The sequence below is a fragment of the Mesorhizobium sp. M0052 genome, assembly GCF_040323255.1.
GTDB lineage: Bacteria > Pseudomonadota > Alphaproteobacteria > Rhizobiales > Rhizobiaceae > Mesorhizobium.
Genome location: NZ_JAMYUS010000008.1, coordinates 46500 through 72860 on the forward strand (window position 1 = coordinate 46500; position 26361 = coordinate 72860).

Consider the following 26361-nt stretch of genomic DNA (forward strand, 5'->3'; position numbering starts at 1 on the left):
ATGCTGGCCGACAAAGACCGCATCTTCAACAACATCTACGGGCTCTTCGACAAGTCACTGGCCGGCGCGATGGCGCGCGGCGCCTGGGACAACACGCCCGGCATCATCGCCAAGGGGCGAGAGTGGATCGTCAATGAGATGAAGGCGTCCGGCCTGCGCGGCCGTGGCGGCGCCGGCTTCCCGACCGGGCTGAAATGGTCGTTCATGCCCAAGCAGAGCGACGGAAGGCCGAGCTATCTCGTTGTCAACGCCGACGAATCCGAGCCCGGCACGTGCAAGGACCGCGATATCCTGCGCAACGATCCGCACACGCTGGTCGAGGGCTCGTTCATCGCCGGCTTCGCCATGGGCGCGGTCGCCGCCTACATCTATGTGCGCGGCGAGTTCATCCGCGAGCGCGAAGCGCTGCAGCGCGCCATCGACGAGGCCTATGAGGCCAGGCTGATCGGCAAGAACAACACGTCCGGCTACGATTTCGACATCTACATGCACCATGGCGCCGGCGCCTACATCTGCGGCGAGGAAACAGCGCTGCTCGAAAGCCTCGAAGGCAAGAAGGGCCAGCCCCGGCTGAAGCCGCCATTCCCGGCCAATGTCGGCTTGTACGGTTGTCCGACAACCGTGAACAATGTCGAGTCCATCGCGGTCGCGCCGACCATTTTGCGCCGTGGCGCCGCCTGGTTCTCGTCCTTCGGCCGGCCCAACAATGTCGGCACCAAGCTGTTTTGCATCTCCGGCCACGTCAACAATCCGTGCACCGTCGAAGAGGCGATGTCGATCCCGTTCCGCGAGCTGATCGAGACGCATTGCGGTGGCATTCGCGGCGGCTGGGACAATCTCCTCGCGGTCATTCCGGGCGGCGCTTCGGTGCCGCTGGTGCCGGCCGAGCAGATCATCGATGCGCCGATGGATTTCGATGCTTTGCGCGACCTGAAATCCGGGCTCGGCACGGCGGCTGTCATCGTCATGGACAAGTCGACCGATATCGTGAAGGCGATTGCCAGGCTGTCCTATTTTTACAAGCATGAGAGCTGCGGCCAGTGCACACCATGCCGCGAAGGCACCGGCTGGATGTGGCGGGTGATGGAGCGGCTGGTGCGCGGCGAGGCGCAGAAGCGCGAGATCGACATGCTGCTCGACGTCACCAAACAGGTGGAGGGTCATACGATCTGCGCGCTGGGCGATGCCGCGGCATGGCCGATCCAGGGCCTGATGCGGCATTTCCGCGGCGAGGTGGAGCGGCGCATCGACGAGTTTTCGCGCAACGCGCACCGGGCCGAACCGGTGATGGTGGCGGCTGAGTAGATTTGAAATACGGGCGCAAGCCCGGGACTGACACAGCGGGGCGGGGCAAGCGAAGAAACGACCAGGAGATGTCTATGGCGCCGTATTCGAACCCTTTGATGCCCAATTTGGACCAGCTTGAAAAGATGAACCAGGATTTGACCAGGATGATGCCGAAGGAGATGGCCAGCGCCGTCAACCTTCTCGCGCATCCTGTCGCGGGTGCCGCCGCGATGTCGGCGCTGGGCTTCGGCCTTGCCAACCATGCATTTGGCGTGTGGCTCGGCGCCTTGTCGGGTGCTGCCGAGGCATCGCAGCGGATTTTCCAGCCGATCATCGACGATTTCGAACAGCGCAGCCAAGGGTTCGCCGAGACCGCCCCCGCCACCAAGGCGCGCGCGGCGACCAGAACCCTGATCGCCGAGGCGCAGAGTTTTGCCCAGGATGTGACCGATATTGCCGCTCTCACCGTCGATGCCGAGCCGGAGAAGACCGAGGCCGTCGCCGAAGGCGCGACGATCGGATTGATGCCGGAGGATTTCAGACAGCCCAAGGCCGTGGCTCGTCCGGCCAAGCCGTCGGATCTCAAGGCGATCACCGGCGTTGGGCCGAAGCTGGAAAAGGTGCTGAACGGCCTCGGCATCTGGACCTTTGCCCAGATCGCCGCCTGGGCGCCAGAAGAGATCGCCTGGGTCGAGGACTACCTGTCGCTCACCGGCCGTATCGGCCGCGACGAGTGGACCCGCCAGGCCGCGGCGCTGACGCTGGCCGCCAAGGCGAAGAAGTAGGGGTGGCAGGCATGGAGATCCACGACAGGAGCGATGTTCTCGATGTGCGCGATGCCATCGTCAGCAACTCCAGATTTGACGATGTGAACTTGTCGAACACGCAGTTTCACAACGTCGACCTGTCGGCGGCCGTTGTGGAGGACGCGAACCTCTCGGACGCGTTTTTCAGCAATGTGAATATGAGCAATTTGAAGATAGAAAACGCTGAAGTCGCCGGCATGATGATCAATGGCATCAGGCTGAGCGATCTGTTTCAGGCATATGAGACGGCGCAGACCGCCAGGGGCAATTGATGGCAAAGCTCAAGGTCGACGGGAAAGAGATCACTGTACCCGACCACTACACGCTGCTACAGGCGGCCGAGGACGCCGGCGCGGAAGTGCCGCGCTTCTGCTTCCATGAGCGGCTGTCGATCGCCGGCAATTGCCGCATGTGCCTGATCGAGGTGAAGGGCGGGCCGCCGAAGCCGCAGGCCTCCTGCGCCATGAATGTGCGCGACCTCCGTCCGGGACCCAATGGCGAGGCGCCTGAAATCTTCACCAACACGCCGATGGTCAAGAAGGCCCGCGAAGGGGTGATGGAATTCCTCTTGATCAACCATCCGCTGGATTGCCCGATCTGCGACCAGGGCGGCGAATGCGACCTGCAGGACCAGGCGATGGCCTTCGGCGTCGATTCCTCGCGCTATCACGAGAACAAGCGCGCGGTCGAAGACAAATATATCGGCCCATTGGTCAAGACGGTGATGAACCGCTGCATCCACTGCACGCGCTGCGTTCGCTTCACCACGGAAGTTGCGGGCATTTCCGAGCTTGGCCTGATCGGCCGCGGCGAGGATGCCGAGATCACCACCTATCTCGAAAGCGCCATGACCTCGGAGCTGCAGGGCAATGTCATCGACCTCTGCCCGGTCGGCGCGCTGACGTCGAAGCCTTTCGCCTTTCAGGCACGGCCGTGGGAGCTGACCAAGACAGAATCCATCGACGTCATGGACGCCGTCGGCTCGGCAATCCGCGTCGACAGCCGCGGCCGCGAGGTGATGCGCATCCTGCCGCGCGTCAATGAAGCGGTGAACGAGGAGTGGATTTCCGACAAGACCCGCTTCATCTGGGACGGATTGCGCACGCAGCGCCTCGACCGCCCCTATGTCCGCAAGGACGGAAAGTTGGCGCCGGCCAGCTGGGCCGAAGCCTTCGTTGCGATCAGGGATGCGGTGTCGAGTGCTGCGCCCCAGAAAATCGGCGCGATTGCGGGCGATCTTGCCGCCGTCGAGGAAATCTACGCACTGAAGCAGCTTATGGCTGCGTTGGGCTCAAGGAACACCGATTGCCGCCAGGACGGCGCCGCACTCGATCCCGCGCTCGGCCGCGCCAGCTACATCTTCAACCCGACCATCGAGGGCATCGAGCAGGCCGACGCGGTGCTGATCATCGGCGCCAATCCGCGCTTCGAGGCCTCGGTGCTAAATGCCCGCATCCGCAAGCGCTGGCGGATCGGCAATCTGCCGGTCGGCATCATCGGCGAGGTCGGCGACACACGCTACGATTATGAACAGCTCGGCGCCGGTCCGGAATCTCTGAAAGATCTGGCCGATGGCAATGGCAAGTTCTTCCAGGTGCTGAAGAAGGCGACGCATCCGCTGATCATCGTCGGCCAGGGCGCGCTGTCGCGTGCCGACGGCGCGGCGGTGCTCGGCCAGGCGGCGAAACTCGCCACCGCCGTCAACGCTGCCCGCGCCGACTGGAACGGCTTTGCCGTGCTGCACACTGCGGCCGCGCGCGTCGGCGGTCTCGATGTCGGCTTCGTGCCTGGCAAGGGCGGCAAGAACGTTGCCGGCATGCTGGGGGAGAGCGAGGTTCTGTTCCTGCTCGGCGCCGACGAGATCGACATGTCCAAGACCGGCGGCGCCTTCGTCGTCTATGTCGGCACGCATGGCGACGCCGGTGCGCACCGCGCCAATGTCATCCTGCCGGGAGCCGCCTACACCGAAAAGTCCGGCACCTATGTCAACACCGAGGGACGCGTGCAGCAGACCAACCGCGCCGGCTTCGCGCCGGGCGATGCGCGCGAAGACTGGGCGATCCTGAGGGCGCTGTCGGATGTGCTCGGCAAGAAACTGCCATTCGATTCGCTGCAGCAGCTGCGCGCCAAACTTTATGGCGAATACCCGCATCTCGCCCGCATCGATCATGTCGAACCCGGCAATGCCGATGACGTCGCCAAGGTGGCGAAGCTCGGCGGGCGGCTGAACAAGGGCACTTTCACCTCGCCGGTCACGGATTTCTATCTGACCAACCCGATCGCGCGGGCCTCCGCTGTCATGGCGGAATGCTCGGCGCTGGCGAAAAACGGCTTCAGGCAGGCGGCAGAGTAGACATGGACACCTTCTTCTCCTTCTACGTGCTACCGACGCTGATCATCCTTTTGAAGTCGGTCGTGCTGATCGTCGTTTTGCTGATCGGGGTCGCCTATCTGCTTTACGCCGACCGCAAGATCTGGGCGGCGGTGCAATTGCGCCGCGGCCCGAACGTCGTCGGCCCGTGGGGCACGCTGCAGGCTTTCGCCGATCTGCTGAAATTCGTCTTCAAGGAACCGGTCATTCCGTCCGGCGCCAACAAGGGCGTGTTCCTGCTGGCGCCGCTGGTGTCGGCCGTGCTGGCAATCTCAGCCTGGGCGGTCATTCCCGTCAATGCGGGCTGGGGGATCGCCAACGTCAATGTCGGCATCCTCTACGTCTTCGCCATCTCCTCGCTCGAGGTCTATGGCGTGATCATGGGCGGCTGGGCGTCCAACTCGAAATACCCGTTCCTCGGCGCGCTGCGCTCGGCGGCGCAAATGGTGTCCTACGAAGTCTCGATCGGCTTCGTCATCGTCACCGTGCTGCTCTGCGTCGGCTCGCTCAACCTGTCGGACATCGTGCTGTCGCAGCAGGACGGTCTGGGCACCAAGCTTGGCCTGCCCAACAGCTTCCTCGACTGGCACTGGCTGGCGCTGTTCCCGATGTTCGTCATTTTCTTCATCTCGGCGCTGGCCGAGACCAACCGCCCGCCCTTCGACCTGGTGGAAGCCGAGTCGGAACTCGTCGCCGGCCATATGGTCGAATACTCCTCGACGCCGTTCCTGTTGTTCTTCCTCGGCGAATACGTCGCCGTGGTGATGATGTGCGCGCTGGCCACCATCCTGTTCCTCGGCGGCTGGCTGCCGCCCTTCGACTTCGCCCCCTTCACCTGGGTGCCCGGCGTGATCTGGTTCGTGCTCAAGATCTGCCTGATGTTCTTCATGTTCTCGATGGTGAAGGCCTTCGTGCCGCGCTACCGATACGACCAGCTGATGCGGCTCGGCTGGAAAGTGTTTTTGCCGATCTCGCTGTTCATGGTCGTTGCCACCGCGGCCTTCCTCAAGATCACGGGGTTTGCGTGATGTCCGCTCTTGGCCAGGCCGCCAAATCGCTGCTGCTGCAGGATTTCGTCAGCGCCTTCTTCCTGTCGATGCGCCAGTTCTTCGCGCCGAAGGAAACGATCAACTATCCGCACGAGAAAGGGCCGACCAGCCCGCGCTTCCGTGGCGAGCACGCGCTGCGCCGCTATCCCAATGGCGAGGAACGCTGCATCGCCTGCAAATTGTGCGAAGCGATCTGTCCGGCGCAGGCGATCACCATCGAGGCCGGCCCGCGCCGCAATGACGGCACGCGCCGCACCGTGCGCTACGACATCGACATGGTGAAGTGCATCTATTGCGGCTTCTGCCAGGAAGCCTGCCCGGTCGACGCCATCGTCGAGGGGCCGAATTTCGAGTTCGCGACGGAGACGCGCGAAGAGCTTTACTACGACAAGGACAGGCTGCTGGCGAATGGCGACCGCTGGGAGCGCGAACTGGCGCGCAACATCTCGCTGGACTCGCCCTACCGCTGACATTTGACGCATGGACGGGGCGAGGGGCCTCGTCTAAGGACAACGCAACTTGCCGGCCGGAGGCGGTCGCAGAAATCAAACAGGACGGATGTCCTGTTTGGACAGGAACCCGGGGGATCCCCAATGCTGAGTGGACTAGAGGCGGCCTTTTTCTACCTCTTCGCCTTTGTCGCGGTGGCGTCGGCCTTCATGGTCATTTCGTCGCGCAACCCCGTGCATTCCGTGCTGTTCCTGATCCTGACCTTCTTCAACGCCGCCGGCCTGTTCATGCTGACCGGCGCCGAGTTCCTGGCGATGATCCTGCTCGTCGTCTATGTCGGCGCGGTCATGGTGCTGTTCCTGTTCGTCGTCATGATGCTCGACGTCGACTTCGCCGAGATGAAGGAAGGCGCCCTGCAATATGCGCCGATCGGCGCGCTGGTCGGGCTGATCCTGGCGGCGGAGCTGATTGTGGTGCTCGGCGGCTACACATTCGCGCCGCAACTGGCTTCGACGGTCTCCAAACCCATCCCGGATCTTGCCGCGCGGACAAACACCGCAGCACTCGGCGACATCCTCTATACCGACTACCTCTACTACTTCCAGATTTCGGGCCTCATCCTGCTGGTCGCCATGATCGGCGCCATCGTCTTGACGCTGCGCCACAAGCCGGGCGTCAAGCGGCAGTCGATCGCCGCCCAGGTCGGCCGCACGCCGGCGACGGGCATGGAAATCCGCAAGGTCAAGTCGGGCGAGGGGCTCTGAGATGGTCGTCGGCATCGCACATTATTTGACTGTATCGGCGATTCTGTTCACGCTCGGCGTGTTCGGCATCTTCCTGAACCGCCGCAACATCATCGTCATCCTGATGTCGATCGAGCTGATCCTTTTGGCGGTCAACATCAATTTCGTCGCCTTCTCGGCGGCATTGGGCGATCTCGTCGGACAGGTGTTTGCGCTGTTCGTGCTGACGGTTGCAGCCGCTGAAGCGGCCATCGGTCTTGCCATTCTCGTCGTCTTCTTCCGCAACCGCGGCTCGATCGCGGTCGAAGACGTGAACCAGATGAAGGGTTGACGGGGCTAACATGTATCAAGCGATCGTCTTCCTTCCGCTGCTCGGCTTCCTGATCGTCGGCCTGTTCGGCAATGCGCTGGGCGCCAAGGCCTCGGAATACATCACCTCCGGCTTCCTGGTGATCTCGGCCGTGCTGTCCTGGGTCGCCTTCTTCTCGGTCGGCTTCGGCGAAGGCGAAGTGTTCACCGTGCCGGTGCTGCGCTGGATCCAGTCGGGCGGGCTCGACGCCAATTGGGCGCTCAGGATCGACACGCTGACCGTGGTGATGCTGGTCGTGGTCAACACGGTGTCGGCGCTGGTCCACATCTATTCGATCGGCTACATGCACCACGACCCTAACCGGCCGCGCTTCTTCGCCTATCTGTCGCTGTTCACCTTCGCCATGCTGATGCTGGTGACGGCCGACAATCTGGTGCAGATGTTCTTCGGCTGGGAAGGGGTGGGTCTCGCCTCTTATTTGCTGATCGGCTTCTGGTACAAGAAGCCGTCGGCCAATGCAGCGGCCATCAAGGCCTTCGTCGTCAACCGCGTCGGCGATTTCGGCTTCGCGCTCGGCATTTTCGGCGTCTTCGTTTTGTTCGGCTCGGTCAATCTCGGCACCATCTTCGCCAATGCCGCGACGTTCATTCCGGCCGAAGGCGCGCCGCAAGGGGCCGCCGTGCTGACCTTCCTCGGCTATGCGCTGGACAAGCAGGCGGCCATGACCATCGTCTGCCTGCTGCTGTTCATGGGCGCCATGGGCAAGTCGGCGCAGGTGCCGCTGCACACCTGGCTGCCGGACGCGATGGAGGGCCCGACGCCGGTTTCCGCGCTGATCCATGCCGCCACCATGGTGACGGCCGGCGTGTTCATGCTGGCGCGGCTGTCGCCGCTCTTCGAACTGTCGCATTCGGCGCTCACGGTGGTGACCTTCATCGGCGCCTTCACCGCCTTCTTCGCGGCGACCGTCGGCCTGGTCCAGAACGACATCAAGCGCGTCATCGCCTATTCGACCTGCTCGCAGCTCGGCTACATGTTCGTCGCGCTCGGCGTCGGCGCCTATGGCGCGGCGATCTTCCATCTGTTCACGCATGCCTTCTTCAAGGCGCTGCTGTTCCTGGGCTCCGGCTCGGTCATCCATGCCGTCTCCGACGAGCAGGACATGCGCAAGATGGGTGGCCTGCGGAAGCTCATTCCGAAGACCTACTGGATGATGGTGATCGGCACGCTGGCGCTGACCGGCGTCGGCATTCCGGTGACCGTCATCGGCACCGCCGGCTTCTTCTCCAAGGATGCCATCATCGAGGCTGCCTTTGCCGACCACAATTCGGTCGCCGGCCTCGCTTTTGTCCTGCTGGTCATCGCCGCCTGCTTCACGTCCTTCTACTCCTGGCGGCTGATCTTCATGACCTTCCACGGCGAGCCGCGGGCGAGCCACGACGTCATGCACCATGTCCATGAATCGCCGCCGGTGATGCTGGTGCCGCTGTTCATCCTGGCCGCGGGCGCGCTGTTTGCCGGCGTTATCTTCCATGGTGCCTTCATCGGCGAAGCCTATGCCGAATTCTGGAAGGCCTCGCTGTTCACGCTGCCGGACAACCACATCCTGCACGATATCCACGAATTGCCGCTGTGGGTCGAGCTGGCACCGTTCGTCGCCATGATCATCGGCTTTGCCGTCGCCTGGAAGTTCTACATCCGCTCGCCGGAACTGCCCCGGAGCGTCGCCGCCAACCATCGGCTGCTCTATGCCTTCCTGCTCAACAAATGGTACTTCGACGAGCTCTACGACGTCCTGTTCGTGCGGCCGGCAAAGGCGCTGGGCAGGTTCTTGTGGAAGACCGGCGACGGCACCATCATCGACGGGCTCGGCCCTGACGGCATTTCGGCGCGCGTCGTCGATGTCACCGACCGCGTCGTCAAGCTGCAGACCGGCTATCTCTATCACTATGCCTTCGCCATGCTGATCGGCGTGGCCGCACTCGTCACCTGGATGATGCTCTGATGACCGCCTGGCCAATCCTCTCGCTGGTCACCTTCCTGCCGCTCGTAGGTGTGCTGATGATCCTGTTCATCAGGGATGACAGCCCGAATGCGCGTCGCAACATCCGCGCCATCGCGTTCACGACGACGGCGGCCACCTTCATCATCTCGCTGTTCATCTGGACCGGCTTCGACAATTCGCAGGCCGGCTTCCAGTTCGTCGAGAAGTTTGCCTGGCTGGATTCCGGCATCTCCTACCATATGGGCGTCGACGGCATTTCGATGCTGTTCGTCATCCTGACGACGTTCCTGATGCCGCTCTGCATCCTGGCGTCGTGGGAAGCGATCGACAAGCGCGTCAAGGCCTACATGATCGCCTTCCTGCTCTTGGAAACGCTGATGATCGGCGTGTTCTGCGCGCTCGACATCGTGCTGTTCTACGTCTTCTTCGAGGCCGGCCTGATCCCGATGTTCATCATCATCGGCGTCTGGGGCGGCAAGCGCCGCGTCTATGCCTCGTTCAAGTTCTTCCTCTACACGTTGGCCGGCTCGGTGCTGATGCTGCTCGCCATCATGGCGATGTTCTTCCAGGCGGGCACCACCGACATCCCGACGCTGCTGACCCACAACTTCCCGGCCCACATGCAGACATGGCTATTTCTGGCCTTCTTCGCCTCCTTCGCGGTGAAGATGCCGATGTGGCCGGTGCACACCTGGCTGCCCGACGCCCACGTCGAAGCGCCGACGGCGGGCTCGGTGATCCTGGCCGGCATCCTGTTGAAAATGGGCGGGTACGGCTTCCTGCGCTTTTCCCTGCCGATGTTCCCGCTGGCCTCGGAAATGTTCGCGCCGCTGGTGTTTACGCTGTCGGTCGTCGCCATCATCTACACCTCCCTGGTGGCGCTGATGCAGGAGGACATGAAGAAGCTGATCGCCTATTCCTCCGTCGCGCATATGGGCTTCGTCACCATGGGCATCTTCGCCATGAACCAGGAAGGCGTGCAGGGCGCGATCTTCCAGATGCTGAGCCACGGCCTCGTCTCGGGCGCGCTGTTCCTGTGCGTCGGCGTCATCTACGACCGCATGCACACGCGCGAGATCGACGCCTATGGCGGCTTGGTCAACAACATGCCGAAATACGCCACGGTGTTCCTGATCTTCACCATGGCCAATGTCGGCTTGCCGGGCACGTCAGGCTTCGTCGGCGAGTTCCTGACCATGCTCGGCGTGTTCCGGGTCAACACCTGGGTGGCTTTCTTCGCCGCCACCGGCGTCATCCTGTCGGCGGCCTACGCGCTCTGGCTCTACCGCCGGGTGATCTTCGGCGCGCTGACCAAGGAAAGCCTGAAGGGCCTGCTCGATCTGTCGACGCGCGAGAAGGCGATCATCTACCCGCTGGTCGTGCTAGTCATCTTCTTCGGCGTCTATCCCGCTCCCGTCTTCGATGCCACGGCCCAGTCGGTCAAGGCGCTCGTCACCAATGTCACCGCATCCATCGGCGCCGCGCAGACCGCGGCGGCGAACTGACCAGAGGTTTTGCGAACCATGACGCCGGACCTTTATTCCAGCCTTTCGCTCTCGACGCCGGAGCTGATCCTCGCCATCGGCGCGCTGGCGCTGTTGATGGTCGGCGCCTATTCGCGCGCCAACACTGCCATTCTGGTGACCGGCCTTGCCGTCGCCGTGCTGGTGATCGCAGGCCTATGGCTGATCTTTCCCACGGGGCAGGGGAGCGCCTACGGCAACGCCTTCATCCAGGATCCGTTCTCCCGCTTCATGAAGGTGCTGTCGCTGATCGGTTCGGCGGTGACGCTGGTGATGTCGATGCGCTTCGCCAGGCAGGAGCATTTCGACAAGTTCGAATACCCGGTGCTGATCCTGCTCTGCACGCTCGGTATGATGCTGATGATCTCGGCCAACGGCATGATCGGGCTCTATCTCGGCCTCGAGCTGCAGTCGCTGGCGATTTACGTGCTGGCGGCGATCAATCGCGACAATCTGCGTTCGACCGAGGCCGGTTTGAAGTATTTTGTGCTCGGCGCGCTATCGTCGGGCATGCTGCTTTACGGAATCAGCCTCATTTACGGCTACACCGGCAATGTAGGCTTCCAGGAAATTTCCTCCGCGCTGGGCAGCGGCGAGCGCCAGCTCGGCCTGGTCGTCGGCCTGGTCTTCGTTTTGGCCGGCCTTGCCTTCAAGATTTCCGCGGTGCCGTTCCATATGTGGACGCCCGATGTCTACGAGGGCGCGCCGACGCCGGTCACCGCTTTCCTGGCGGCTGCCCCCAAAATGGCGGCGATGGCGCTGATCGTGCGCGTCACCATGGGCGCCTTCAAGCCGATCGCTTCCGACTGGCAGCAGATCATCGTCTTCATCTCGATCGCCTCGATGGCGCTCGGCTCCTTTGCCGCCATCGGCCAGACCAACATCAAGCGGCTGATGGCGTACTCCTCGATCGGCCATATGGGCTACGCGCTGGTCGGCCTTGCCGCCAACAGCCAGGCCGGCGTGCGCGGCGTCGCCATCTACATGCTGATCTATCTCGTCATGACGCTCGGCACCTTCGCCTTCATCCTCGCCATGCGGCGCAAGGAAGGCAATGTCGAGCAGATCAGCGATCTCGCCGGTCTGTCGTCGACCAACCCGATCATGGCGACGATCCTGACCATCCTGATGTTCTCGCTGGCCGGCATCCCGCCGCTCGCCGGCTTCTGGGGGAAATGGTACGTGTTCCTCGCCGCCATCAACGCCAACCTCTATGCGCTGGCGATCATCGGCGTGCTGGCCTCCGTCGTGGGCGCTTTCTACTATCTGCGTATCATCAAGATCATGTGGTTCGACGAACCGGCCGGCGGCTTCGTTCCGATGGCGGTTGAGCTGCGCCTCGTGCTTGGTGTCTCCGGCGCTTTCGTGCTGTTCTATGTGCTGATCGGCGGTCCGATCGCGACCTACGCCGAAGCCGCCGCCAAGACATTTTTCTGACCGGATGGCATTTCGGCTGGCTCCGACCTCTGAGACGGAAGGGTTCCGGCTCGAGGCGCATGACAGCGTGGGTTCCACCAACACGCTGGCGCTGGACCATGCAAGGGCAGGCGATCCCGGCAAATTGTGGGTCGTTTCCAAGAAGCAGGAAAGCGGCCGTGGCCGCCGCGGCAGGGCCTGGGTATCGCCCGAGGGCAATCTGGCGGCGACATTGCTGGTCATCGCCGGCGGTGAGTTGCGTCTGGCGGCGACGCTGGGCTTCGTCGCCGGCCTGTCGCTGGCCGACGCGCTCGACGCCGTGGTGCCGAAGGGCAGGATCGCTATCGGCCTCGACGGCGCCAGCCAGGGGCAGAACCGCTTCGAGCTGAAATGGCCGAACGATGTGCTGGCCTCCGGCGCCAAGCTGGCCGGCATCCTGCTGGAATCGGCCATTCTCGATGGCGGCCGTTTCGCGGTGGCGGTGGGCATCGGCGTCAATGTGGTGGCGCATCCGCCGGATTTGCCGTATCCGGCGACATCGCTTCAGGCACTGGGCGCGACATGCGACGCCGAAACGCTGTTCTTGGCGCTGTCCGATGCCTGGACCGACAATGCCCGGCTGTGGGACGACGGACGCGGGCTCGACGCCATCCGGCGTCGCTGGCTGGCGCGCGCGGCGGGGCTTGGCGGCGAGGTTGCTGTCAGGATTGACGGGAATGTGGTGCGCGGTACCTTCGAGACCATTGACGCGGACTGCCGTTTCGTGATCCGCGATGATGAGGGGTCGGTCGTGACGGTAGCCGCCGGCGACGTGCATTTCGGCGCCGTCGCGTCGGCAAAGATTTAGGGCTGGTCGCAAGGGCCGGGAAGGGAAATTTGATGGCGAAAGCGCAAAACGCCGAACTCGTCTTCGTGCCGCTCGGCGGCGTCGGCGAGATCGGCATGAACTTCGCCCTTTACGGCTATGGGCCGCCTAGCGCGCGCGAGTGGATCGTCGTCGATGTCGGCGTGACCTTTCCCGACGCGGCGCATCCGGGCGTCGACCTGATCCTGCCCGATACGCGCTTCATCGAGGAGAACCTCGCCGGCCTGCGCGGCATCATCATCACCCATGCGCATGAAGACCATTACGGGGCGCTGCTCGACATCTGGCCAAAGCTGAAGGCGCCGGTGTGGATGACACCGTTCAGCGCCGGCCTGTTGGACGCCAAGCGCCAAGGCGAGCAGGGCGCGCCGAAGAAAATTCCGGTGACGATCTACCGGGCAGGCGAGACATTCACCGTCGGCCCGTTCTCGATCGAGGCCATTCCGGTGGCGCACTCCATCCCTGAGCCGATGTCGCTGGCGATCACCTCGCCGGCTGGTACCGTCATCCATACCGGCGACTGGAAGATCGATCCGGAACCGACGATCGGTCCGAAAACCGACGAGGCGCGGTTTCGCGCCTATGGCGACAAGGGCGTGCTGGCGCTGGTCTGCGATTCCACCAATGCGCTACGCGAAGGCGAATCGCCGTCGGAAGTGGCGGTGGGCGAAGGCCTCAGGGGCGTCATCCAGAGCGCTGTCGGCCGTGTCGCCGTCACTACCTTCTCTTCCAATGTCGGGCGCATCGTCTCGATCGCCAAGGCGGCGCGCGATGCCGGCCGCCAGTGTCTGGTGCTCGGCCGCTCGCTGAAGCGGGTCATCGATGTCGCCGGCGAGCTCGGCTACATGGACGGGCTGCCGGAGTTCATCGCCGAGGAGGATTTCGGCTTCATCCCGCGCGAGAACCTGGTCATCATCTGCACCGGCAGCCAGGGCGAGTCGCTGGCGGCGCTGGCAAAACTTTCGCGCGACGAGATGAAGTCGGTGTCGCTTACGGCCGGCGACACGGTGGTGTTTTCCTCACGCACCATTCCCGGCAACGAGAAGGCGATCCTCGAGATCAAGAACCGCCTCATCGACCTCGGCATCAAGATCATCGAGGACGGCGACGCGCTTGTGCATGTCTCCGGCCATCCCCGCCGCAGCGAATTGCGCAGGATGTATGAATGGGTGCGGCCGCAGATCGGCGTTCCCGTGCACGGCGAAGCCGCGCATCTAGTGGCGCAGGAGTCGCTGATGTCGACGTCGGGCATCGGCCAGGTGGCGCAAGTGCGCGACGGCGACATGCTGCGGCTGGCGCCGGGTCCGGCCACGATCATCGACCAGGTGCCGTTCGGCCGCATCTACAAGGACGGCAGGCTGATCGGCACCGACCAGGCGATGGGCATACGCGACCGGCGCAAGCTATCCTTTGCCGGCCATGTCGCGGTCAATGTCGTGCTCGACGACAAATATGAGCTCGCCGGCGATCCCGATCTGGTCGCCATCGGCGTCGCCGAGGCCGATGCCCGTGGCGAAAACATGGAAGATCTGATGCTCGACGCGGCCGTCGGCGCGGTCGACTCGATCCCTCGCCAGCGCCGCAAGGACCTCGATCTGGTGCAGGAAGCGGTGCGCCGCGCCGGGGGCGGCGCCGCCAACGAAGCCTGGGGCAAGAAGCCGCTGGTGACGGTGTTTGTGACGAGGTGAGGGAATAGGCAGTAGGCGGTAGGCAGTGGAGAAAAATGCGGATGTATCACTACTGCCTGCTGCCTATTCCCTACTCCCTTAACTTGTGGAGCACTTCATGCTGGGACGCCTGAACCATGTAGCACTTGCCGTACCGGACCTGGCCGCGGCGATTGCGGCCTATCGCGATACACTTGGCGCGCGGGTGACTGCGCCGCAGGCTTTGCCCGAGCATGGCGTGACGGTGGTGTTCGTCGATGTCGGCAACACCAAGATCGAACTCCTGGAGCCGCTGGGCGAACGGTCGCCGATCGCGGCCTTTCTGGCGAAGAACCCCTCGGGTGGCATGCATCATGTCTGCTACGAGGTCGACGACATCCTTGTCGCGCGCGATCACCTCAAAGCGAGCGGCGCCCGCGTGCTGGGCGACGGCAATCCCAAAACCGGCGCCCACGGCAAGCCGGTGCTGTTCCTGCATCCCAAGGATTTCTTCGGCACGCTGGTCGAACTGGAGCAGGCATGAGCTGGATTTCGTTTGCCGCGCTGTTCTTCATCACCTGGTGGCTGATGCTGTTCATCGTGCTGCCGTTCAGCGTCAAGACGCAGGATGACGACCATGACGTGACGCTGGGCACGGTTGCGAGCGCGCCGCGCGGACCGCATATGCTGCGCGCCGTGATCCGCACCACTATCGTCACGGCTGTCGTCATGGGGGTTTTCTACAGCCTGACGCACGGGCTGGGCTACAGCCTCGACGAAGTCCCGCACATCATCCCCGAAGCCAGCCAGGCACCGGCTAACTAAACACTTTCCGCCGACAGATCGGCTTGGATGTTTGTGCCTGTTTCGGAGCGCCAAACTCGGGTTTTGGCTCACCAGCTTGCGATGCGCAATCGGCGGCCAGGCATGGCCCACCCGCATTAGAATCACGGCTGGGTATCAGGCTGACGCAAGCTCACGTGATTTGGGAACAGGTTGATCTAACCAGATGATCGGGCAAAAAAAATGCAAGGCACAAGGCCTTGCAATTTAAACGCGTTCCGATCTGTTTTCCGGTTTCCGGCGGCAGCGGTTAACCGCGCCTAGATCGCATCCTCCCAAGACTTTGACCGCGTAGGAGAGCAGATTTTTCTCCACCCTCTCGGTTATCGGGGCACACTAGCCTAACCCTGATGAAATTGTCACGCAGAATTTTGCCCGCAATCGGGCAATCTGTGCTGCAGTGCACAATAGTGCGGCAGGCTTTGCTTGCGAAACGAACAACACCGGGCTGCCGCCTTAATCTGGTCAGGTGTGCCGCGTCGCCCGGACGCGCAAAGCGTGTGTGAGCACTTCGGAGTCAGGTCATCATTTTTGTATCAAAAGCATTATCGTTTTCGGTGCGAAGGTCTTTGGAAGAAGAATCGATTTTTGCGATTTCCGGCCGATGCGGCCGGTCGGGTTTCCATTCCGTCACGAAATAGCTATGAAGCCGGGGCAAACAAGCCAGCCGCGCCGATTCCGGCGCAGCCTCCTCTCTCACGGACCTGTCCATGCGTTTGTCGCAGTTTTTCCTGCCCATCCTGAAAGAAAATCCGCGCGAGGCCGAGATCGTCTCGCACCGGCTGATGCTGCGTGCCGGCATGATCCGCCAGCAGGGGCAGGGCAGCTTTTCCTGGCTGCCGCTGGGCAAGCTGGTGCTCGACAAGGTCTGCCGCATCATCCGCGAGGAGCAGAACCGCGCCGGCGCGCTGGAAATCCTGATGCCGACCATCCAGTCGGCCGATCTGTGGCGCGAAAGCGGCCGCTATGACGACTATGGCAAGGAGATGCTGCGCATCAAGGACCGGCAGGACCGCGACATGCTCTACGGTCCGACCAATGAGGAAGTGGTCACCGAGATCGTGCGCGCCTACGTCAAGTCGTACAAGGATTTGCCGCTCAACCTCTACCACATCCAGTGGAAGTTCCGCGACGAGGTGCGTCCGCGCTTCGGCGTCATGCGTTCACGCGAATTCCTGATGAAGGACGCCTATTCCTTCGACCTCGATTTCGAGGGCGCGAAGGCCGCCTACAACCGCATGTTCGTATCCTATCTCCGAACGTTCACGCGCATGGGGCTGCAGGCCATTCCGATGCGGGCCGACACCGGGCCGATCGGCGGCGATCTCAGCCATGAATTCATCATCCTGGCCGACACCGGCGAGAGCCAGGTCTATTGCGACCGCGAATATCTGTCGCTCCAGGTGCCCGGCGAGAAAACCGACTTCGGCAATGACGGCGAGATCGCCGACATCGTCAAAACGTGGACGACGCCTTACGCCGCCACCGACGAGATGCATGACGAGGCGGCCTGGGACAAGCTTGGCGAAGCCGACCGGGTCTCGGCACGCGGCATCGAGGTCGGCCACATCTTTCATTTCGGCGACAAATATTCCAAGCCCATGGGCGCCAAGGTGACCGGGCCCGACGGCAAGGATCATTTCGTTTCCGGCGGCTCCTACGGTATCGGTCCGTCGCGGCTGGTGGCAGCGATCATCGAGGCCAGCCATGACGATAACGGCATCATCTGGCCGGAAGCGGTGACGCCGTTCGACATCGGCCTGATCAACATGAAGGCCGGCGACGCCGAGTGCGACCGCGTCTGCGGCGAGCTCTACGCCGCCTTCACCAGCGCCGGCAAGGATGTGCTTTACGACGACACCGACCAGCGGCCGGGCGGCAAGTTCGCCACCGCAGACCTGATCGGCCTGCCCTGGCAGGTGATCGTCGGGCCGCGCGGCGTGGCCGCCGGCGAGATCGAGATCAAGAACCGCCGGACCGGCGAGCGCGAGACGCTGCCGGTCGCGGAGGCCAGGAAACGCTTCGGTGCAACCGCATGAGCGAAGCCGCGGCAGCGAAGTCTTCGGTAGCCCAGTCTCCGGTTGGCAAGTCTCCGGTCGCCAAGTCTCCGGTCACCAAGTCTCCGGTCGCCGGCCCGTTCTCCATGTTCGAACGCATGGTCGCCTGGCGTTATTTGCGGTCGCGCCGCAAGGAGACGGTGATCTCGGTCATCGCCTCGATCTCCTTCCTAGGCATCATGCTGGGCGTCGCCACGCTGATCGTCGTCATGGCTGTCATGAACGGGTTTCGAGCCGAACTTCTGACCCGCATCCTCGGCGTCAACGGCCATCTGATCGTGCAGCCGCTGGATTCGCCGCTTGAGGATTATGCGCAGGTCGCAGCCCGCATCAACGGCGTGGCCGGCGTCAAATACGCGATCCCGCTGATCGACGGCCAGGTGCTGGCGCAGGGCAATGTCGGCGGCGGCATGGGCGCGCTGGTGCGCGGTATCAGGGCCGAAGACCTCGGCAAGATCGCCATCGTCGCCCAAAACGTCAAGCAAGGCACGCTTGACGGCTTCGACTCCGGCGAGGGCGTCGCTATCGGCAAGCGCATGGCGGAGAATCTCGGCCTTGTGCTCGGCGACACCATCACGCTGATCTCGCCGGACGGCGATGTGACGCCGATGGGCACGACGCCGCGGCTGAAGGGCTACAAGGTGGCGGCGATCTTCGAGGTCGGCATGTCGGAGTATGACAGCTCCATCGTCTACATGCCGTTTTCCGAAGCGCAGCTCTATTTCAACATGGACGGCAGGGCGCAGACGATCGAGATCTATGTCGACAATCCCGATAATGTCGACGCGCTGAAACCGCTGGTCGATGCGGCGGCGCAACGGCCGATCGACATGGTCGACTGGCGCCAGCGCAACGAGACGTTCTTTTCAGCACTGCAGGTCGAGCGCAACGTCATGTTCATGATCCTGACGCTGATCGTGCTGGTGGCGGCGCTCAACATCATCTCCGGCCTGATCATGCTGGTGAAGGACAAGGGCCACGATATCGCCATCCTGCGCACAATGGGCGCCTCGCGCGGCGCCATCCTGCGCATCTTCCTGATGACGGGCGCTGCGATCGGCGTAACCGGCACGCTCGCCGGCGTGCTGCTCGGGGTGCTCATCTGCACCAACATCGAATCGATCCGCCAGTTCTTCTCCTGGATGACCGGCAAGGTGCTGTTCAATCCGGAACTCTATTTCCTCAGCCAGCTGCCGGCAAAGATGGACCCACGCGAGACCACCTATGTCATCCTGATGGCGCTCGGCCTGTCCTTCCTGGCAACAGTGTTTCCGGCATGGCGCGCCGCACGGCTCGATCCGGTCGAGGCCTTGAGATACGAATGAAGTCCGAGATCATTATCGAGCTGAAGAGCGTCGAGCGGCACTATGTCCAGGGGCCGCGCAAGCTCACCATTTTGAACGGCGCCGACTTTTCGCTGAAGCGCGGCGAGATGGTGGCGCTGGTGGCGCCGTCGGGCACCGGCAAGTCGACGCTGCTCCATACGGCGGGCCTGCTCGAGCGCCCCGACGCCGGTGACGTCATTCTGGCCGGCCGCGCCTGCGGACGGCTCTCCGACGACGAACGCACGGCGATCCGCCGCAACGATGTCGGCTTCGTCTATCAGTTCCATCATCTGCTGCCGGAGTTTTCGGCACTGGAAAACATCATGATGCCGCAGCTGATCAAAGGGCTTTCGCGCAAGGAGGCGTCGGAGCGCGCAGCACAGCTGCTCGACTATATGCAGATCGGCAAGCGCGCGTCGCACCGGCCGTCGGAACTGTCCGGCGGCGAGCAGCAGCGCGTCGCCATTGCCCGCGCGGTCGCCAACGCGCCCTTGCTGCTGCTCGCCGACGAGCCGACCGGCAATCTCGACCCGGTCACCGCGTCCTATGTGTTCGAGGCGCTCGGCGCGCTGGTCAAGCAGTCCGGCCTTGCCGCGCTGATCGCCACCCACAATCACGAACTCGCCTCGCGCATGGACCGGCGGGTGACGCTGGCGGACGGCAAGGTCGTTCCGTTGTAGGCCCCAACTTCGTCATCCTAGCGTCTGCGCCGCGTCGCTGCGCTCCTTGCTCCGCCCTAGGATGACGAATTGATTGGTGCGTCTCGGCCGATCGCAAAGGCATGCGATGCGCCCTGCGTCAGCACTGCCGTCACCCCGTCAACCTTTCCTTAACCCTGCCCAAACCGGCTGTCAGGATTCGTCGGCATGCCGCTTTCCGCTCATTGACTTTCGAACAAAGTTAGAACAAAATACGAACATATCAACAACAGGAGAGAGTTATGAGCGATCTTGTTCAGGACGTCGTTTCGTTGGTGTGCATGAGTGCGTTTCTGGTTTCCATGGCTGTCTGGATCGGCGCCATGTGATGCAACTGCGGTTCGCCGCACTGTTTTAGGCGGGCAGGAAGGCGCTGTGCCGTTAAGCCTTTCTTGCCGCCATGACGCTAGGCTGCCCCGCCAAGACAGGGAGCAAAAACCTCAGGTGTCGCCGATCGTGACGGCCCTTCTCGTGGCCGGTAATCTCGGATTGATTTTCCTTCTGATGACCGCGCCGCTCGGTTTGCGCACGGTGCGGCTGAGCCGCGTGGTTGCCGTGGACCGGCAGCGCCTCTGGCAGGCGCTGTGGCCGCTCGGCAGTGATGCCGGCTGGTCCGGCGAGATACTGAAGGCCCAGCCGCTGGACGGGCAGGGCACGACCCGCATCCTGCTGTCCTGGGAAGGCCGCGACGGCCAGCCGATCGAGCGCGGGTCGCGCTTCGAGGACGTCGTCGAAGGCAGTCGTTTTTCGATGCGGGTCATCGAGGATACCGCGCTCGACGCGTCGTTCTGGAAGGATTTTTATGAGACCACTGAACTCACCTCGGAAGGTGCCGGCACGCGGGTGACGCTCAGCCAGACCGATCGCTATCGCGGCGTCGCCTTCCTGGTGTTCCGCTACTTCGCCATGCGCCGCGAGCTCGGCAAGCTGGAGGTCTGGGCGAGGACCGGACAATATCGCAAGGGCGGCTGGTTCGAGCATCCGCTGAGCCAGGTCGGTTTCGCCGTTCTTTCGGCTTTCATCCTGTGGCCGTTCTTCGGGCTCAATCTCGGCGGCCTGGCGCTGGCCGCGATCCTGACCTCGGTGGTCGCCCTGCATGAGTTCGGCCACATGGCGGCCTTTCGGCTGACCGGTCATCGCAAGGCGCGGATGATTTTTATTCCGCTGCTCGGCGGCCTCGCCATTGGCGGCCGGCCTTATGACAGCCGCTTCGAGGTCGCCTTCGTGGCGCTGATGGGCGCTGGTTTTTCCGCGTTCCTGGTACCGCTGCTGATCGTCGCCAGCGGGCTCGCATCCGGCGAGGGACATCGGCTCGCCGCCGCCCTTCTGGCGACGCTTGCCGGCTTTGCCGCGCTGTTCAACATCGCCAATCTGGTGCCGGTGTGGAAATTCGACGGCGGTCAGGTGCTGCGCCAGATCTGCCCGGGGCCGGTCGCCCTGGCGCTCGCCTCGTTTTCCCTGCTCTCGGCCTTGCTGTGGCTTGGCTGGCTGGCCGGCTTTTCCCAAAGCTTTCTGCTGGTGGCGGGCGCCGTCTTTGCCATCCTCAGCCTGATGACAGTGGGTAGCGGGGTAAAACCGCGCCACGAATTGAAGCCGATCCGCATCTTCGACCGTTTCGCCATGGCCGGCGCGCTGCTGGCCGTCTTCGCCATTCACGGTTTCGGGCTGTTGTGGGCCTCGGCGCGGTTGCTTTGAGCGTTGGTCGAGGCGAGACTCAGCCGGCCTTGCGGACCGGCTCTGCAGAAGTTGACTTCGCTGCCCCGAAAACATCCTCGAAGGCGGATTTCAGCGCCAGGTCGAAATCGGCCATGGTCACGGGCAAGCCGAGGTCGACCAGGCTGGTGACGCCGTGGTCCGGCACGCCGCATGGCACGATGCCGCTGAAATGGCTGAGATCCGGCTCGACATTGACGGCAATGCCATGAAAGCTCACCCAGCGCCGCAGCCGGATGCCGATGGCCGCGATCTTGTCTTCAGCCGGCGAGCCGTCGGGCAGGGACGGGCGCTCGGGCCGCACCACCCAGACGCCGACGCGGTCCTCGCGGCGTTCGCCGCGCACATTGAAGGCGGCAAGCGTGCCGATGATCCACTGCTCGAGCGCGGCGACGAAGGCGCGCACATCCTCACGCCGGCGCTTCAGGTCAAGCATGACATAGGCAACCCGCTGCCCCGGCCCGTGATAGGTGTATTCGCCGCCGCGTCCGGCGGCAAAGACCGGGAAACGGTCGGGGTCGATTAGGTCCTCGATGCGGGCGCTGGTGCCGGCGGTGTAAAGCGGCGGATGCTCGACCAGCCAGACCATCTCGGCGGCTGCACCCGCGCGGATCGCCTCGGCGCGCGCTTCCATCAGGGCCAGCGCATCGGTGTAGCCGGTCAGGCCGGGCTCGATGCGCCATTCGACCGGCGTCGAACCCGGCAAGGGCAGGAACGACGTGGCGATCTGGCTGCGTTCGGTCATGGCTTTTTCGTTTTTCGCGTGATGCACGCCGCTTGGCGAAACCGCCTTGCGCTCTGGGGCCAAATGCATTTGCCCTTCATATGGCGGTATCCGGCTGAAACGTCCAGTTCGCCACGCATTTCGGCCTTCGCGCACGACCCCGAAGATAGGAACGATCTTCGGAAAGGATCATGCGCCAAATCAAAGTGCTGCAGCGTCCTTTGCGCGTCTCACAGGACGCGCGGCGCTGTAGAGGCCGATATGCCAATTCGCGGCGATTATTGCGCGCCGCGCCCTTGTTTCGCCGGAAACGATTTGCTACACGCCGCGAGCCGGTTCGTTCCGGCTCCTACCACGGGCGGTCGTGGCGGAATTGGTAGACGCGCAGCGTTGAGGTCGCTGTGGGGCAACCCGTGGAAGTTCGAGTCTTCTCGACCGCACCATAATTTTTCGGCCATTGAAATCATTGCGGCTTCTCAGGCCGTCGACGCCAAATCATCGCCTTTGGCGCTTGAACCGGCCGCAGCAGAGTTGCAACAAGAGGTCGCAGAGCCGCACGCGAACGCCGCTTGGCTCGCACCGGCCAGCCTCCTGCACCCGAGTCCCCGGCTTTGCCGGTGGCGGGGCAGGGGATGTGGGTGACCTAAGCGGCGCGTCGTTGCGGGAAATGGAGACCCGGACGGGCTCGACGAGGGTCAACGGCCGTCACGACGGTGTGGTGGTGATCGCAGTAGACGCGATCCGGCGACGTCGGCCCGGCACAAAAACGGTAACCACCGGGTACCAACCGGTCTTCGCTCACCGGGAAGCGGCACTGGTTGAGGCCTAGCTGAATGAGGGGGACGTCTCTCGACGCTGGTCTGATATTTTCACGCATGATGGTTTTCAATTTCCTGGTTCATAGCCATTGCCGGCTGACGGCCGCGGTGCGACCCGCCGGAGCGAGCTTCTCTCGTTTTGGAGGGCTGTGGACCACATGTGGTGCTTATCGCACCGTCAAAGAAGCCCGGCGCCCCGCTTCTGCAGCCAAATCGTTTGCGACTTAAGGCCACACCCGCGAGCGCCCGAAGCACCTGTCCGGCCGGGATTTGCCGGCGCGCCGTTGCATAGCCTCAGTCCGTCGCCGCCGATCGCTTGAAGACGATGGTGACCCTGGTTCCCTCGCCGGCACTCGACTTGACGTCGAATTGCGCCTTGGCATTTTCGGTCAGCGACCGCGCGATCAAAGAGCCGAGCTTGCCTGGCCTGGGCCAGGTCTCACCCGTCGGCAGACCGATCCCATCATCGGCGACAGTCACCCGGCAACCATCGCCGCTGACGACGCTGTGCAGCGTGATCGTGCCGCCATCGCGCCCGACGAATGCATGTTTGAGAGCGTTGGTCAGCAACTCATTGACGACCAGGCCTGTCGGCATGGCAACGTTGATGGATACCGGATAGGTATCCACCTTAAGGTCGAGGCGGATACCTTCGACTGCGTGCGACGCCATGACGGCGGACGCGATCTGGCTAAGATACACGCCAAGATCCACCTCATCCTTCTGCTGGTCAGCCGACAATGTCTGGTAGAGGATTGCCAATGCGTCTACCCGGCCGGCAAGCCTTTCGAAACGCTTCTGGTCCGGTTCGGTGGCGTTGCGGGTTTCCATCCGGATCAAAGCGGTGATCATCTGCAGATTGTTTTTCACCCGGTGCTGCAGTTCGCGCAACAGGGTGTCCTTCTCCCGGATGAGCTCCTCCGCGGGTCGCGCGTCCTCGGTCTCACCGTGTGCCGTGACGTCGACAAGCGCCACCAGCCGGAAGCAGAGCTTGCCGTTGTCGTCCTCGATAACGTTGGAATAAACGTCGACGATTGCCGGCTTGTCCTCGCCGCGCTCGAGGCGAAATGTGCCGACGAAATCGGTGTCTTCAACGACAGCCTCGGCGAGCGGCCTGTCCTTCTGCCGATGAAGCCCCCTGCCGGAAAGGGCCGCCCAGTTTTCCCGCGCAAGCTTCGGCGCCTTGAGGTCCGAGAGCTTCTCGAATTCGGGATTGGCGTAGACGACACGTTCCTTCGCGATCAATTCCGAGACGGCGATCGCGATCGGCATCTGATCGAGAAATTTCTTGAACTGGTCGCTTTCCAGCGCGGTGGCGAGGTCAGGCGTATCGAGCAATTGCTCGACAGCGTCAGCCTTATCGGAGTCTGTCATCTCGGCGCCTGCGTGATGCGTGGAAGCCATCAATATCAGGCATGCAATTCACCCGCCATCTCCAATATCGAAGGGATACGACAGCGTCACTACTGGTGCGGGCCGCGTCGCGCAGGGCTCCACCGCCTGCTGCTCACGAGCGAACTGAACAGAAGGCATTTTTCTCAGGGCCGCCGAACTTTGAAAAGAAATGTCTATGGAATTTGTAGAATTACGCTTTGAATGGGATCTCGGTACTGCTCGCCAGCCTTGGCGGCCCTTCGCCTCCTGAGTTGAGATCAGTGCTCTCGTTACCAAGCAAGTCGGCTCCCGATGAGGGAGTTGCTCCGCCGATCGCTATGCGGCGGCAGACGGCGGAGCATTGCCACCAGCCCGCGGCTTTAGAGGAAGAGGTTCCCATGACCAGACTTACCCCCGTAGAGCAGATCATCCCGGTTTCCGATATTATCCCGCTTACCGGACGCGTCGGCGCAGAGATCAGGAACATTCGGCTCTCCGGCGACCTGCCGCAGCAGACGGTCGCGGCGATCAACCAGATCCTGTTGCGGCACAAGGTGGTGTTCTTCCGCGACCAGGCGCATCTCGACGATGCCGGGCAGGAGCGCTTTGCCCAGCGTCTCGGCGACCTCGTCCCGCATCCGACCCAAGGTCCCGTCAAGGGAACGGCGTCCATTCTCGAACTCGATTCCAGCCGTGGCGGCGGTCGCGCCGACCAATGGCATACCGATGTCACCTTCGTCGACGCCTATCCGAAATTCTCCGTTCTTCGCGGCATCGTCATACCGCCGGCCGGCGGCGACACCATCTGGTCGAACACCGCGGCCGCCTATCAGGACCTGCCCGAGCCGTTGAAGCTGCTGGCCGACAATCTCTAGGCGGTGCACAGCAACGCCTACGATTACGCCGCGGTGCGGCCGCGTGCGAGTGCTGCGGAAAAGAAGCACTTCGAGGAAATCTTCACCTCGACGATCTACGAGACCGAGCATCCCGTCGTCCGCGTCCATCCCGAAACAGGCGAGCGCACGCTGCTGCTCGGCAATTTCGTGCAACGGCTGATCGGTCTTTCCAAAAGCGATTCGGCGAAGCTTTACGAGGTTTTCCAGTCCTATGTCACCGCGCCGGAGAACACCGTGCGCTGGCGCTGGAAGGCCGGCGATGTGGCGATCTGGGACAACCGCGCGACGCAGCACTACGCCGTCAACGACTATGGCGACCAGCACCGGGTGGTGCGTCGCGCCACGGTCGACGGCGACGTTCCGGTCAGCGTCGACGGCCGCCGCAGCGCCACCCGCACCAAGGTCGCGAAGCCGGCAGCCGACAAGGCGGCATGAGGCGCGGTCGAACGCGAAGGCCGCTGTTCAGGCGGCCTTCTTCATACGTGACAGCGTCTCTGCAACCACCTCACCAAACGACGACGGCGTCGGCACGATGATCACCCCGGCGTCCTTGAGGATCTCCACCTTTTCCTGCGCGGACTCGCCGAAGGCCGAGATGATGGCGCCGGCGTGGCCCATGCGGCGGCCTTTGGGGGCGGAGAGGCCGGCGATGTAGGCGATGAGCGGCTTCCTCATATTGTCGCGCGCCCAAATGGCCGCTTCGGCTTCCTGCGGTCCGCCGATCTCGCCGATCATCACCACGGCGTCGGTGTCGTCATCCTGTTCGAACAGTTTCAGCATGTCCTTGAAGGACGAGCCGTTGATCGGGTCGCCGCCAATGCCGACGCTGGTCGAGACGCCGATGCCGAGCGACTTCATCTGCGACGCCGCCTCGTAGCCGAGCGTTCCGGAGCGGCCGACAATGCCAACGCGGCCGGGGAGGTAGATGCTGCCGGGCATGATGCCCATCAACGCCTGTCCGGGCGTGATGACGCCGGCGCAGTTCGGCCCGATCAGCCGCATGCGGTCCTCGTAGCGGTAGCGCAGCATGTAGCGCTTGACCTGCATCATGTCCTGCGACGGGATGCCGTCGGTGATGCAGACGCAGAGTTTTATCCCGGCGTCGGCCGCTTCCATGATCGAATCGGCGGCAAAAGGCGGCGGCACGAAGACGATGCTGGCCTCCGCGCGGGTCTCGCGCACCGCGCCCTTGACCGTGTTGAAGACGGGCAGGCCAAGATGCTTCTGGCCGCCTTTGCCGGGCGTAACGCCGCCGACCAGCTTGGTGCCGTAGCGCTTCATGTCCTCGGCATGGAAGCTGCCGATCTTGCCGGTGAACCCCTGGACGATGACGCGGGTGCTGCGGTTGAGCAGGATTGCCATTTTCTCGACCTCCCTAGAGCATGATGCCGAAAAGTGTGAAGCGGTTTTCGGACGACATCATGCTCCATCTGTTTGATTTT

Annotated in this window: 24 protein-coding genes, 1 tRNA gene and 1 pseudogene; 21 read left to right on the forward strand and 5 right to left on the reverse strand. The window is 63.1% G+C overall.

The window, feature by feature from the left end; translation table 11 throughout:
• From nuoF to NKJ77_RS12705, 15 genes are all read left to right on the forward strand, one after another.
• The gene (gene nuoF / locus NKJ77_RS12635; protein ID WP_023670819.1) at positions 1 to 1305 is read left to right on the forward strand and encodes an NADH-quinone oxidoreductase subunit NuoF; all 1305 of its coding nucleotides are present in this window, start codon (positions 1 to 3) and stop codon (positions 1303 to 1305) included.
• A gap of 74 nt (positions 1306 to 1379) precedes the next feature.
• Positions 1380 to 2072, forward strand: a complete 693-nt coding sequence (locus tag NKJ77_RS12640; protein WP_023830502.1) for a helix-hairpin-helix domain-containing protein — start codon at positions 1380 to 1382, stop codon at positions 2070 to 2072.
• An 11-nt stretch (positions 2073 to 2083) separates the two neighbouring features.
• Entirely contained in the window at positions 2084 to 2365 is a 282-nt protein-coding gene (locus tag NKJ77_RS12645) for a pentapeptide repeat-containing protein (protein ID WP_023830503.1), read from the forward strand.
• Positions 2365 to 4446, forward strand: a complete 2082-nt coding sequence (gene nuoG, locus NKJ77_RS12650) for an NADH-quinone oxidoreductase subunit NuoG (RefSeq protein ID WP_023830504.1) — start codon at positions 2365 to 2367, stop codon at positions 4444 to 4446. The genes NKJ77_RS12645 and nuoG overlap by 1 nt, the downstream gene beginning before the upstream one ends.
• Before the next feature lie 2 nt (positions 4447 to 4448).
• Positions 4449 to 5492 carry an NADH-quinone oxidoreductase subunit NuoH gene (gene nuoH, locus NKJ77_RS12655; RefSeq protein WP_023685202.1) on the forward strand — a complete coding sequence of 348 codons (1044 nt, stop codon included), beginning with the start codon at positions 4449 to 4451 and terminating at the stop codon, positions 5490 to 5492.
• The gene (nuoI, locus tag NKJ77_RS12660; protein WP_023690956.1) at positions 5492 to 5983 is read left to right on the forward strand and encodes an NADH-quinone oxidoreductase subunit NuoI; all 492 of its coding nucleotides are present in this window, start codon (positions 5492 to 5494) and stop codon (positions 5981 to 5983) included. The genes nuoH and nuoI overlap by 1 nt, the downstream gene beginning before the upstream one ends.
• Positions 5984 to 6106: 123 nt before the next feature.
• The gene (locus NKJ77_RS12665; protein WP_023830505.1) at positions 6107 to 6727 is read left to right on the forward strand and encodes an NADH-quinone oxidoreductase subunit J; all 621 of its coding nucleotides are present in this window, start codon (positions 6107 to 6109) and stop codon (positions 6725 to 6727) included.
• A 1-nt stretch (position 6728) separates the two neighbouring features.
• Positions 6729 to 7037, forward strand: a complete 309-nt coding sequence (gene nuoK, locus NKJ77_RS12670) for an NADH-quinone oxidoreductase subunit NuoK (RefSeq protein ID WP_023670810.1) — start codon at positions 6729 to 6731, stop codon at positions 7035 to 7037.
• A gap of 10 nt (positions 7038 to 7047) precedes the next feature.
• Positions 7048 to 9021: an NADH-quinone oxidoreductase subunit L gene (gene nuoL, locus NKJ77_RS12675; RefSeq protein ID WP_023830506.1), complete on the forward strand. Its 1974-nt coding sequence runs from the start codon at positions 7048 to 7050 to the stop codon at positions 9019 to 9021.
• Positions 9021 to 10526 (forward strand): NADH-quinone oxidoreductase subunit M, encoded by a 1506-nt coding sequence (locus NKJ77_RS12680; RefSeq protein ID WP_023690959.1) that lies wholly within the window; start codon positions 9021 to 9023, stop codon positions 10524 to 10526. The genes nuoL and NKJ77_RS12680 overlap by 1 nt, the downstream gene beginning before the upstream one ends.
• An 18-nt stretch (positions 10527 to 10544) precedes the next feature.
• Entirely contained in the window at positions 10545 to 11981 is a 1437-nt protein-coding gene (gene nuoN / locus NKJ77_RS12685; protein ID WP_023830508.1) for an NADH-quinone oxidoreductase subunit NuoN, read from the forward strand.
• Positions 11982 to 11985: 4 nt separating this feature from the next.
• Positions 11986 to 12807, forward strand: a complete 822-nt coding sequence (locus tag NKJ77_RS12690) for a biotin--[acetyl-CoA-carboxylase] ligase (RefSeq protein ID WP_352535284.1) — start codon at positions 11986 to 11988, stop codon at positions 12805 to 12807.
• 32 nt (positions 12808 to 12839) lie between these two features.
• A complete protein-coding gene (locus NKJ77_RS12695; RefSeq protein ID WP_352535285.1) occupies positions 12840 to 14513 on the forward strand; it encodes a ribonuclease J in 1674 nt (557 codons plus the stop codon).
• A gap of 97 nt (positions 14514 to 14610) precedes the next feature.
• The gene (mce, locus tag NKJ77_RS12700; protein ID WP_023739140.1) at positions 14611 to 15015 is read left to right on the forward strand and encodes a methylmalonyl-CoA epimerase; all 405 of its coding nucleotides are present in this window, start codon (positions 14611 to 14613) and stop codon (positions 15013 to 15015) included.
• Positions 15012 to 15296, forward strand: coding sequence for a DUF1467 family protein (locus tag NKJ77_RS12705; RefSeq protein WP_023823104.1), 285 nt, complete (start codon positions 15012 to 15014; stop codon positions 15294 to 15296). The genes mce and NKJ77_RS12705 overlap by 4 nt, the downstream gene beginning before the upstream one ends.
• 535 nt (positions 15297 to 15831) lie before the next feature.
• Here the strand turns inward: NKJ77_RS12705 and NKJ77_RS12710 are convergent.
• Entirely contained in the window at positions 15832 to 16026 is a 195-nt protein-coding gene (locus NKJ77_RS12710; protein WP_023830509.1) for a hypothetical protein, read from the reverse strand.
• On the opposite strand from NKJ77_RS12710, the gene proS reads away from it, so the two are divergent.
• The 4 genes from proS (at position 16025) to NKJ77_RS12730 (ending at position 21089) form a co-directional block, all read left to right on the forward strand.
• Entirely contained in the window at positions 16025 to 17353 is a 1329-nt protein-coding gene (gene proS, locus NKJ77_RS12715) for a proline--tRNA ligase (RefSeq protein WP_023670802.1), read from the forward strand. The two genes, NKJ77_RS12710 and proS, sit on opposite strands and share 2 nt — an antisense overlap.
• 104 nt (positions 17354 to 17457) lie before the next feature.
• The gene (locus NKJ77_RS12720; RefSeq protein WP_031194713.1) at positions 17458 to 18696 is read left to right on the forward strand and encodes a lipoprotein-releasing ABC transporter permease subunit; all 1239 of its coding nucleotides are present in this window, start codon (positions 17458 to 17460) and stop codon (positions 18694 to 18696) included.
• Positions 18693 to 19376 carry an ABC transporter ATP-binding protein gene (locus NKJ77_RS12725; RefSeq protein WP_023685211.1) on the forward strand — a complete coding sequence of 228 codons (684 nt, stop codon included), beginning with the start codon at positions 18693 to 18695 and terminating at the stop codon, positions 19374 to 19376. Before NKJ77_RS12720 ends, NKJ77_RS12725 begins: the two co-directional genes overlap by 4 nt.
• Before the next feature lie 462 nt (positions 19377 to 19838).
• Complete coding sequence (locus NKJ77_RS12730) at positions 19839 to 21089, forward strand: site-2 protease family protein (protein ID WP_352535286.1); 1251 nt, start codon at positions 19839 to 19841, stop codon at positions 21087 to 21089.
• Positions 21090 to 21108: 19 nt separating this feature from the next.
• Here NKJ77_RS12730 and lipB read toward each other — a convergent pair whose 3' ends face one another.
• The gene (lipB, locus tag NKJ77_RS12735; RefSeq protein WP_352535287.1) at positions 21109 to 21852 is read right to left on the reverse strand and encodes a lipoyl(octanoyl) transferase LipB; all 744 of its coding nucleotides are present in this window, start codon (positions 21850 to 21852) and stop codon (positions 21109 to 21111) included.
• 337 nt (positions 21853 to 22189) lie between these two features.
• Between lipB and NKJ77_RS12740 the strand changes: the two genes are divergently transcribed.
• Positions 22190 to 22274: transfer RNA gene (locus tag NKJ77_RS12740), tRNA-Leu, on the forward strand.
• 200 nt (positions 22275 to 22474) lie between these two features.
• Here the strand turns inward: NKJ77_RS12740 and NKJ77_RS12745 are convergent.
• Both NKJ77_RS12745 and NKJ77_RS12750 read right to left on the reverse strand, forming a co-directional pair.
• Positions 22475 to 22708: a GcrA family cell cycle regulator gene (locus NKJ77_RS12745; protein WP_081727347.1), complete on the reverse strand. Its 234-nt coding sequence runs from the start codon at positions 22706 to 22708 to the stop codon at positions 22475 to 22477.
• Positions 22709 to 22943: 235 nt separating this feature from the next.
• A complete protein-coding gene (locus NKJ77_RS12750) occupies positions 22944 to 24023 on the reverse strand; it encodes a sensor histidine kinase (protein ID WP_023685214.1) in 1080 nt (359 codons plus the stop codon).
• 398 nt (positions 24024 to 24421) lie between these two features.
• Between NKJ77_RS12750 and NKJ77_RS12755 the strand changes: the two are divergent.
• A pseudogene (locus NKJ77_RS12755) lies at positions 24422 to 25354 on the forward strand (TauD/TfdA dioxygenase family protein).
• A 27-nt stretch (positions 25355 to 25381) separates the two neighbouring features.
• On the opposite strand, the gene sucD reads toward NKJ77_RS12755, so the two are convergent.
• Entirely contained in the window at positions 25382 to 26281 is a 900-nt protein-coding gene (gene sucD, locus NKJ77_RS12760; protein WP_023712719.1) for a succinate--CoA ligase subunit alpha, read from the reverse strand.
• Positions 26282 to 26361 lie beyond the last annotated feature (80 nt).

Bases quoted from the DNA above. Each gene is read 5' to 3' on its own strand.
- nuoF (WP_023670819.1), top strand. From the start codon at position 1: ATGCTGGCCGACAAAGACCGCATCTTCAACAACATCTACGGGCTCTTC.
- NKJ77_RS12640 (WP_023830502.1), top strand. From the start codon at position 1,380: ATGGCGCCGTATTCGAACCCTTTGATGCCCAATTTGGACCAGCTTGAA.
- NKJ77_RS12645 (WP_023830503.1), top strand. From the start codon at position 2,084: ATGGAGATCCACGACAGGAGCGATGTTCTCGATGTGCGCGATGCCATC.
- nuoG (WP_023830504.1), top strand. From the start codon at position 2,365: ATGGCAAAGCTCAAGGTCGACGGGAAAGAGATCACTGTACCCGACCAC.
- nuoH (WP_023685202.1), top strand. From the start codon at position 4,449: ATGGACACCTTCTTCTCCTTCTACGTGCTACCGACGCTGATCATCCTT.
- nuoI (WP_023690956.1), top strand. From the start codon at position 5,492: ATGTCCGCTCTTGGCCAGGCCGCCAAATCGCTGCTGCTGCAGGATTTC.
- NKJ77_RS12665 (WP_023830505.1), top strand. From the start codon at position 6,107: ATGCTGAGTGGACTAGAGGCGGCCTTTTTCTACCTCTTCGCCTTTGTC.
- nuoK (WP_023670810.1), top strand. From the start codon at position 6,729: ATGGTCGTCGGCATCGCACATTATTTGACTGTATCGGCGATTCTGTTC.
- nuoL (WP_023830506.1), top strand. From the start codon at position 7,048: ATGTATCAAGCGATCGTCTTCCTTCCGCTGCTCGGCTTCCTGATCGTC.
- NKJ77_RS12680 (WP_023690959.1), top strand. From the start codon at position 9,021: ATGACCGCCTGGCCAATCCTCTCGCTGGTCACCTTCCTGCCGCTCGTA.
- nuoN (WP_023830508.1), top strand. From the start codon at position 10,545: ATGACGCCGGACCTTTATTCCAGCCTTTCGCTCTCGACGCCGGAGCTG.
- NKJ77_RS12690 (WP_352535284.1), top strand. From the start codon at position 11,986: ATGGCATTTCGGCTGGCTCCGACCTCTGAGACGGAAGGGTTCCGGCTC.
- NKJ77_RS12695 (WP_352535285.1), top strand. From the start codon at position 12,840: ATGGCGAAAGCGCAAAACGCCGAACTCGTCTTCGTGCCGCTCGGCGGC.
- mce (WP_023739140.1), top strand. From the start codon at position 14,611: ATGCTGGGACGCCTGAACCATGTAGCACTTGCCGTACCGGACCTGGCC.
- NKJ77_RS12705 (WP_023823104.1), top strand. From the start codon at position 15,012: ATGAGCTGGATTTCGTTTGCCGCGCTGTTCTTCATCACCTGGTGGCTG.
- proS (WP_023670802.1), top strand. From the start codon at position 16,025: ATGCGTTTGTCGCAGTTTTTCCTGCCCATCCTGAAAGAAAATCCGCGC.
- NKJ77_RS12710 (WP_023830509.1), bottom strand. From the start codon at position 16,026: ATGGACAGGTCCGTGAGAGAGGAGGCTGCGCCGGAATCGGCGCGGCTG.
- NKJ77_RS12720 (WP_031194713.1), top strand. From the start codon at position 17,458: ATGTTCGAACGCATGGTCGCCTGGCGTTATTTGCGGTCGCGCCGCAAG.
- NKJ77_RS12725 (WP_023685211.1), top strand. From the start codon at position 18,693: ATGAAGTCCGAGATCATTATCGAGCTGAAGAGCGTCGAGCGGCACTAT.
- lipB (WP_352535287.1), bottom strand. From the start codon at position 21,852: ATGACCGAACGCAGCCAGATCGCCACGTCGTTCCTGCCCTTGCCGGGT.
- NKJ77_RS12745 (WP_081727347.1), bottom strand. From the start codon at position 22,708: ATGCGTGAAAATATCAGACCAGCGTCGAGAGACGTCCCCCTCATTCAG.
- NKJ77_RS12750 (WP_023685214.1), bottom strand. From the start codon at position 24,023: ATGACAGACTCCGATAAGGCTGACGCTGTCGAGCAATTGCTCGATACG.
- sucD (WP_023712719.1), bottom strand. From the start codon at position 26,281: ATGGCAATCCTGCTCAACCGCAGCACCCGCGTCATCGTCCAGGGGTTC.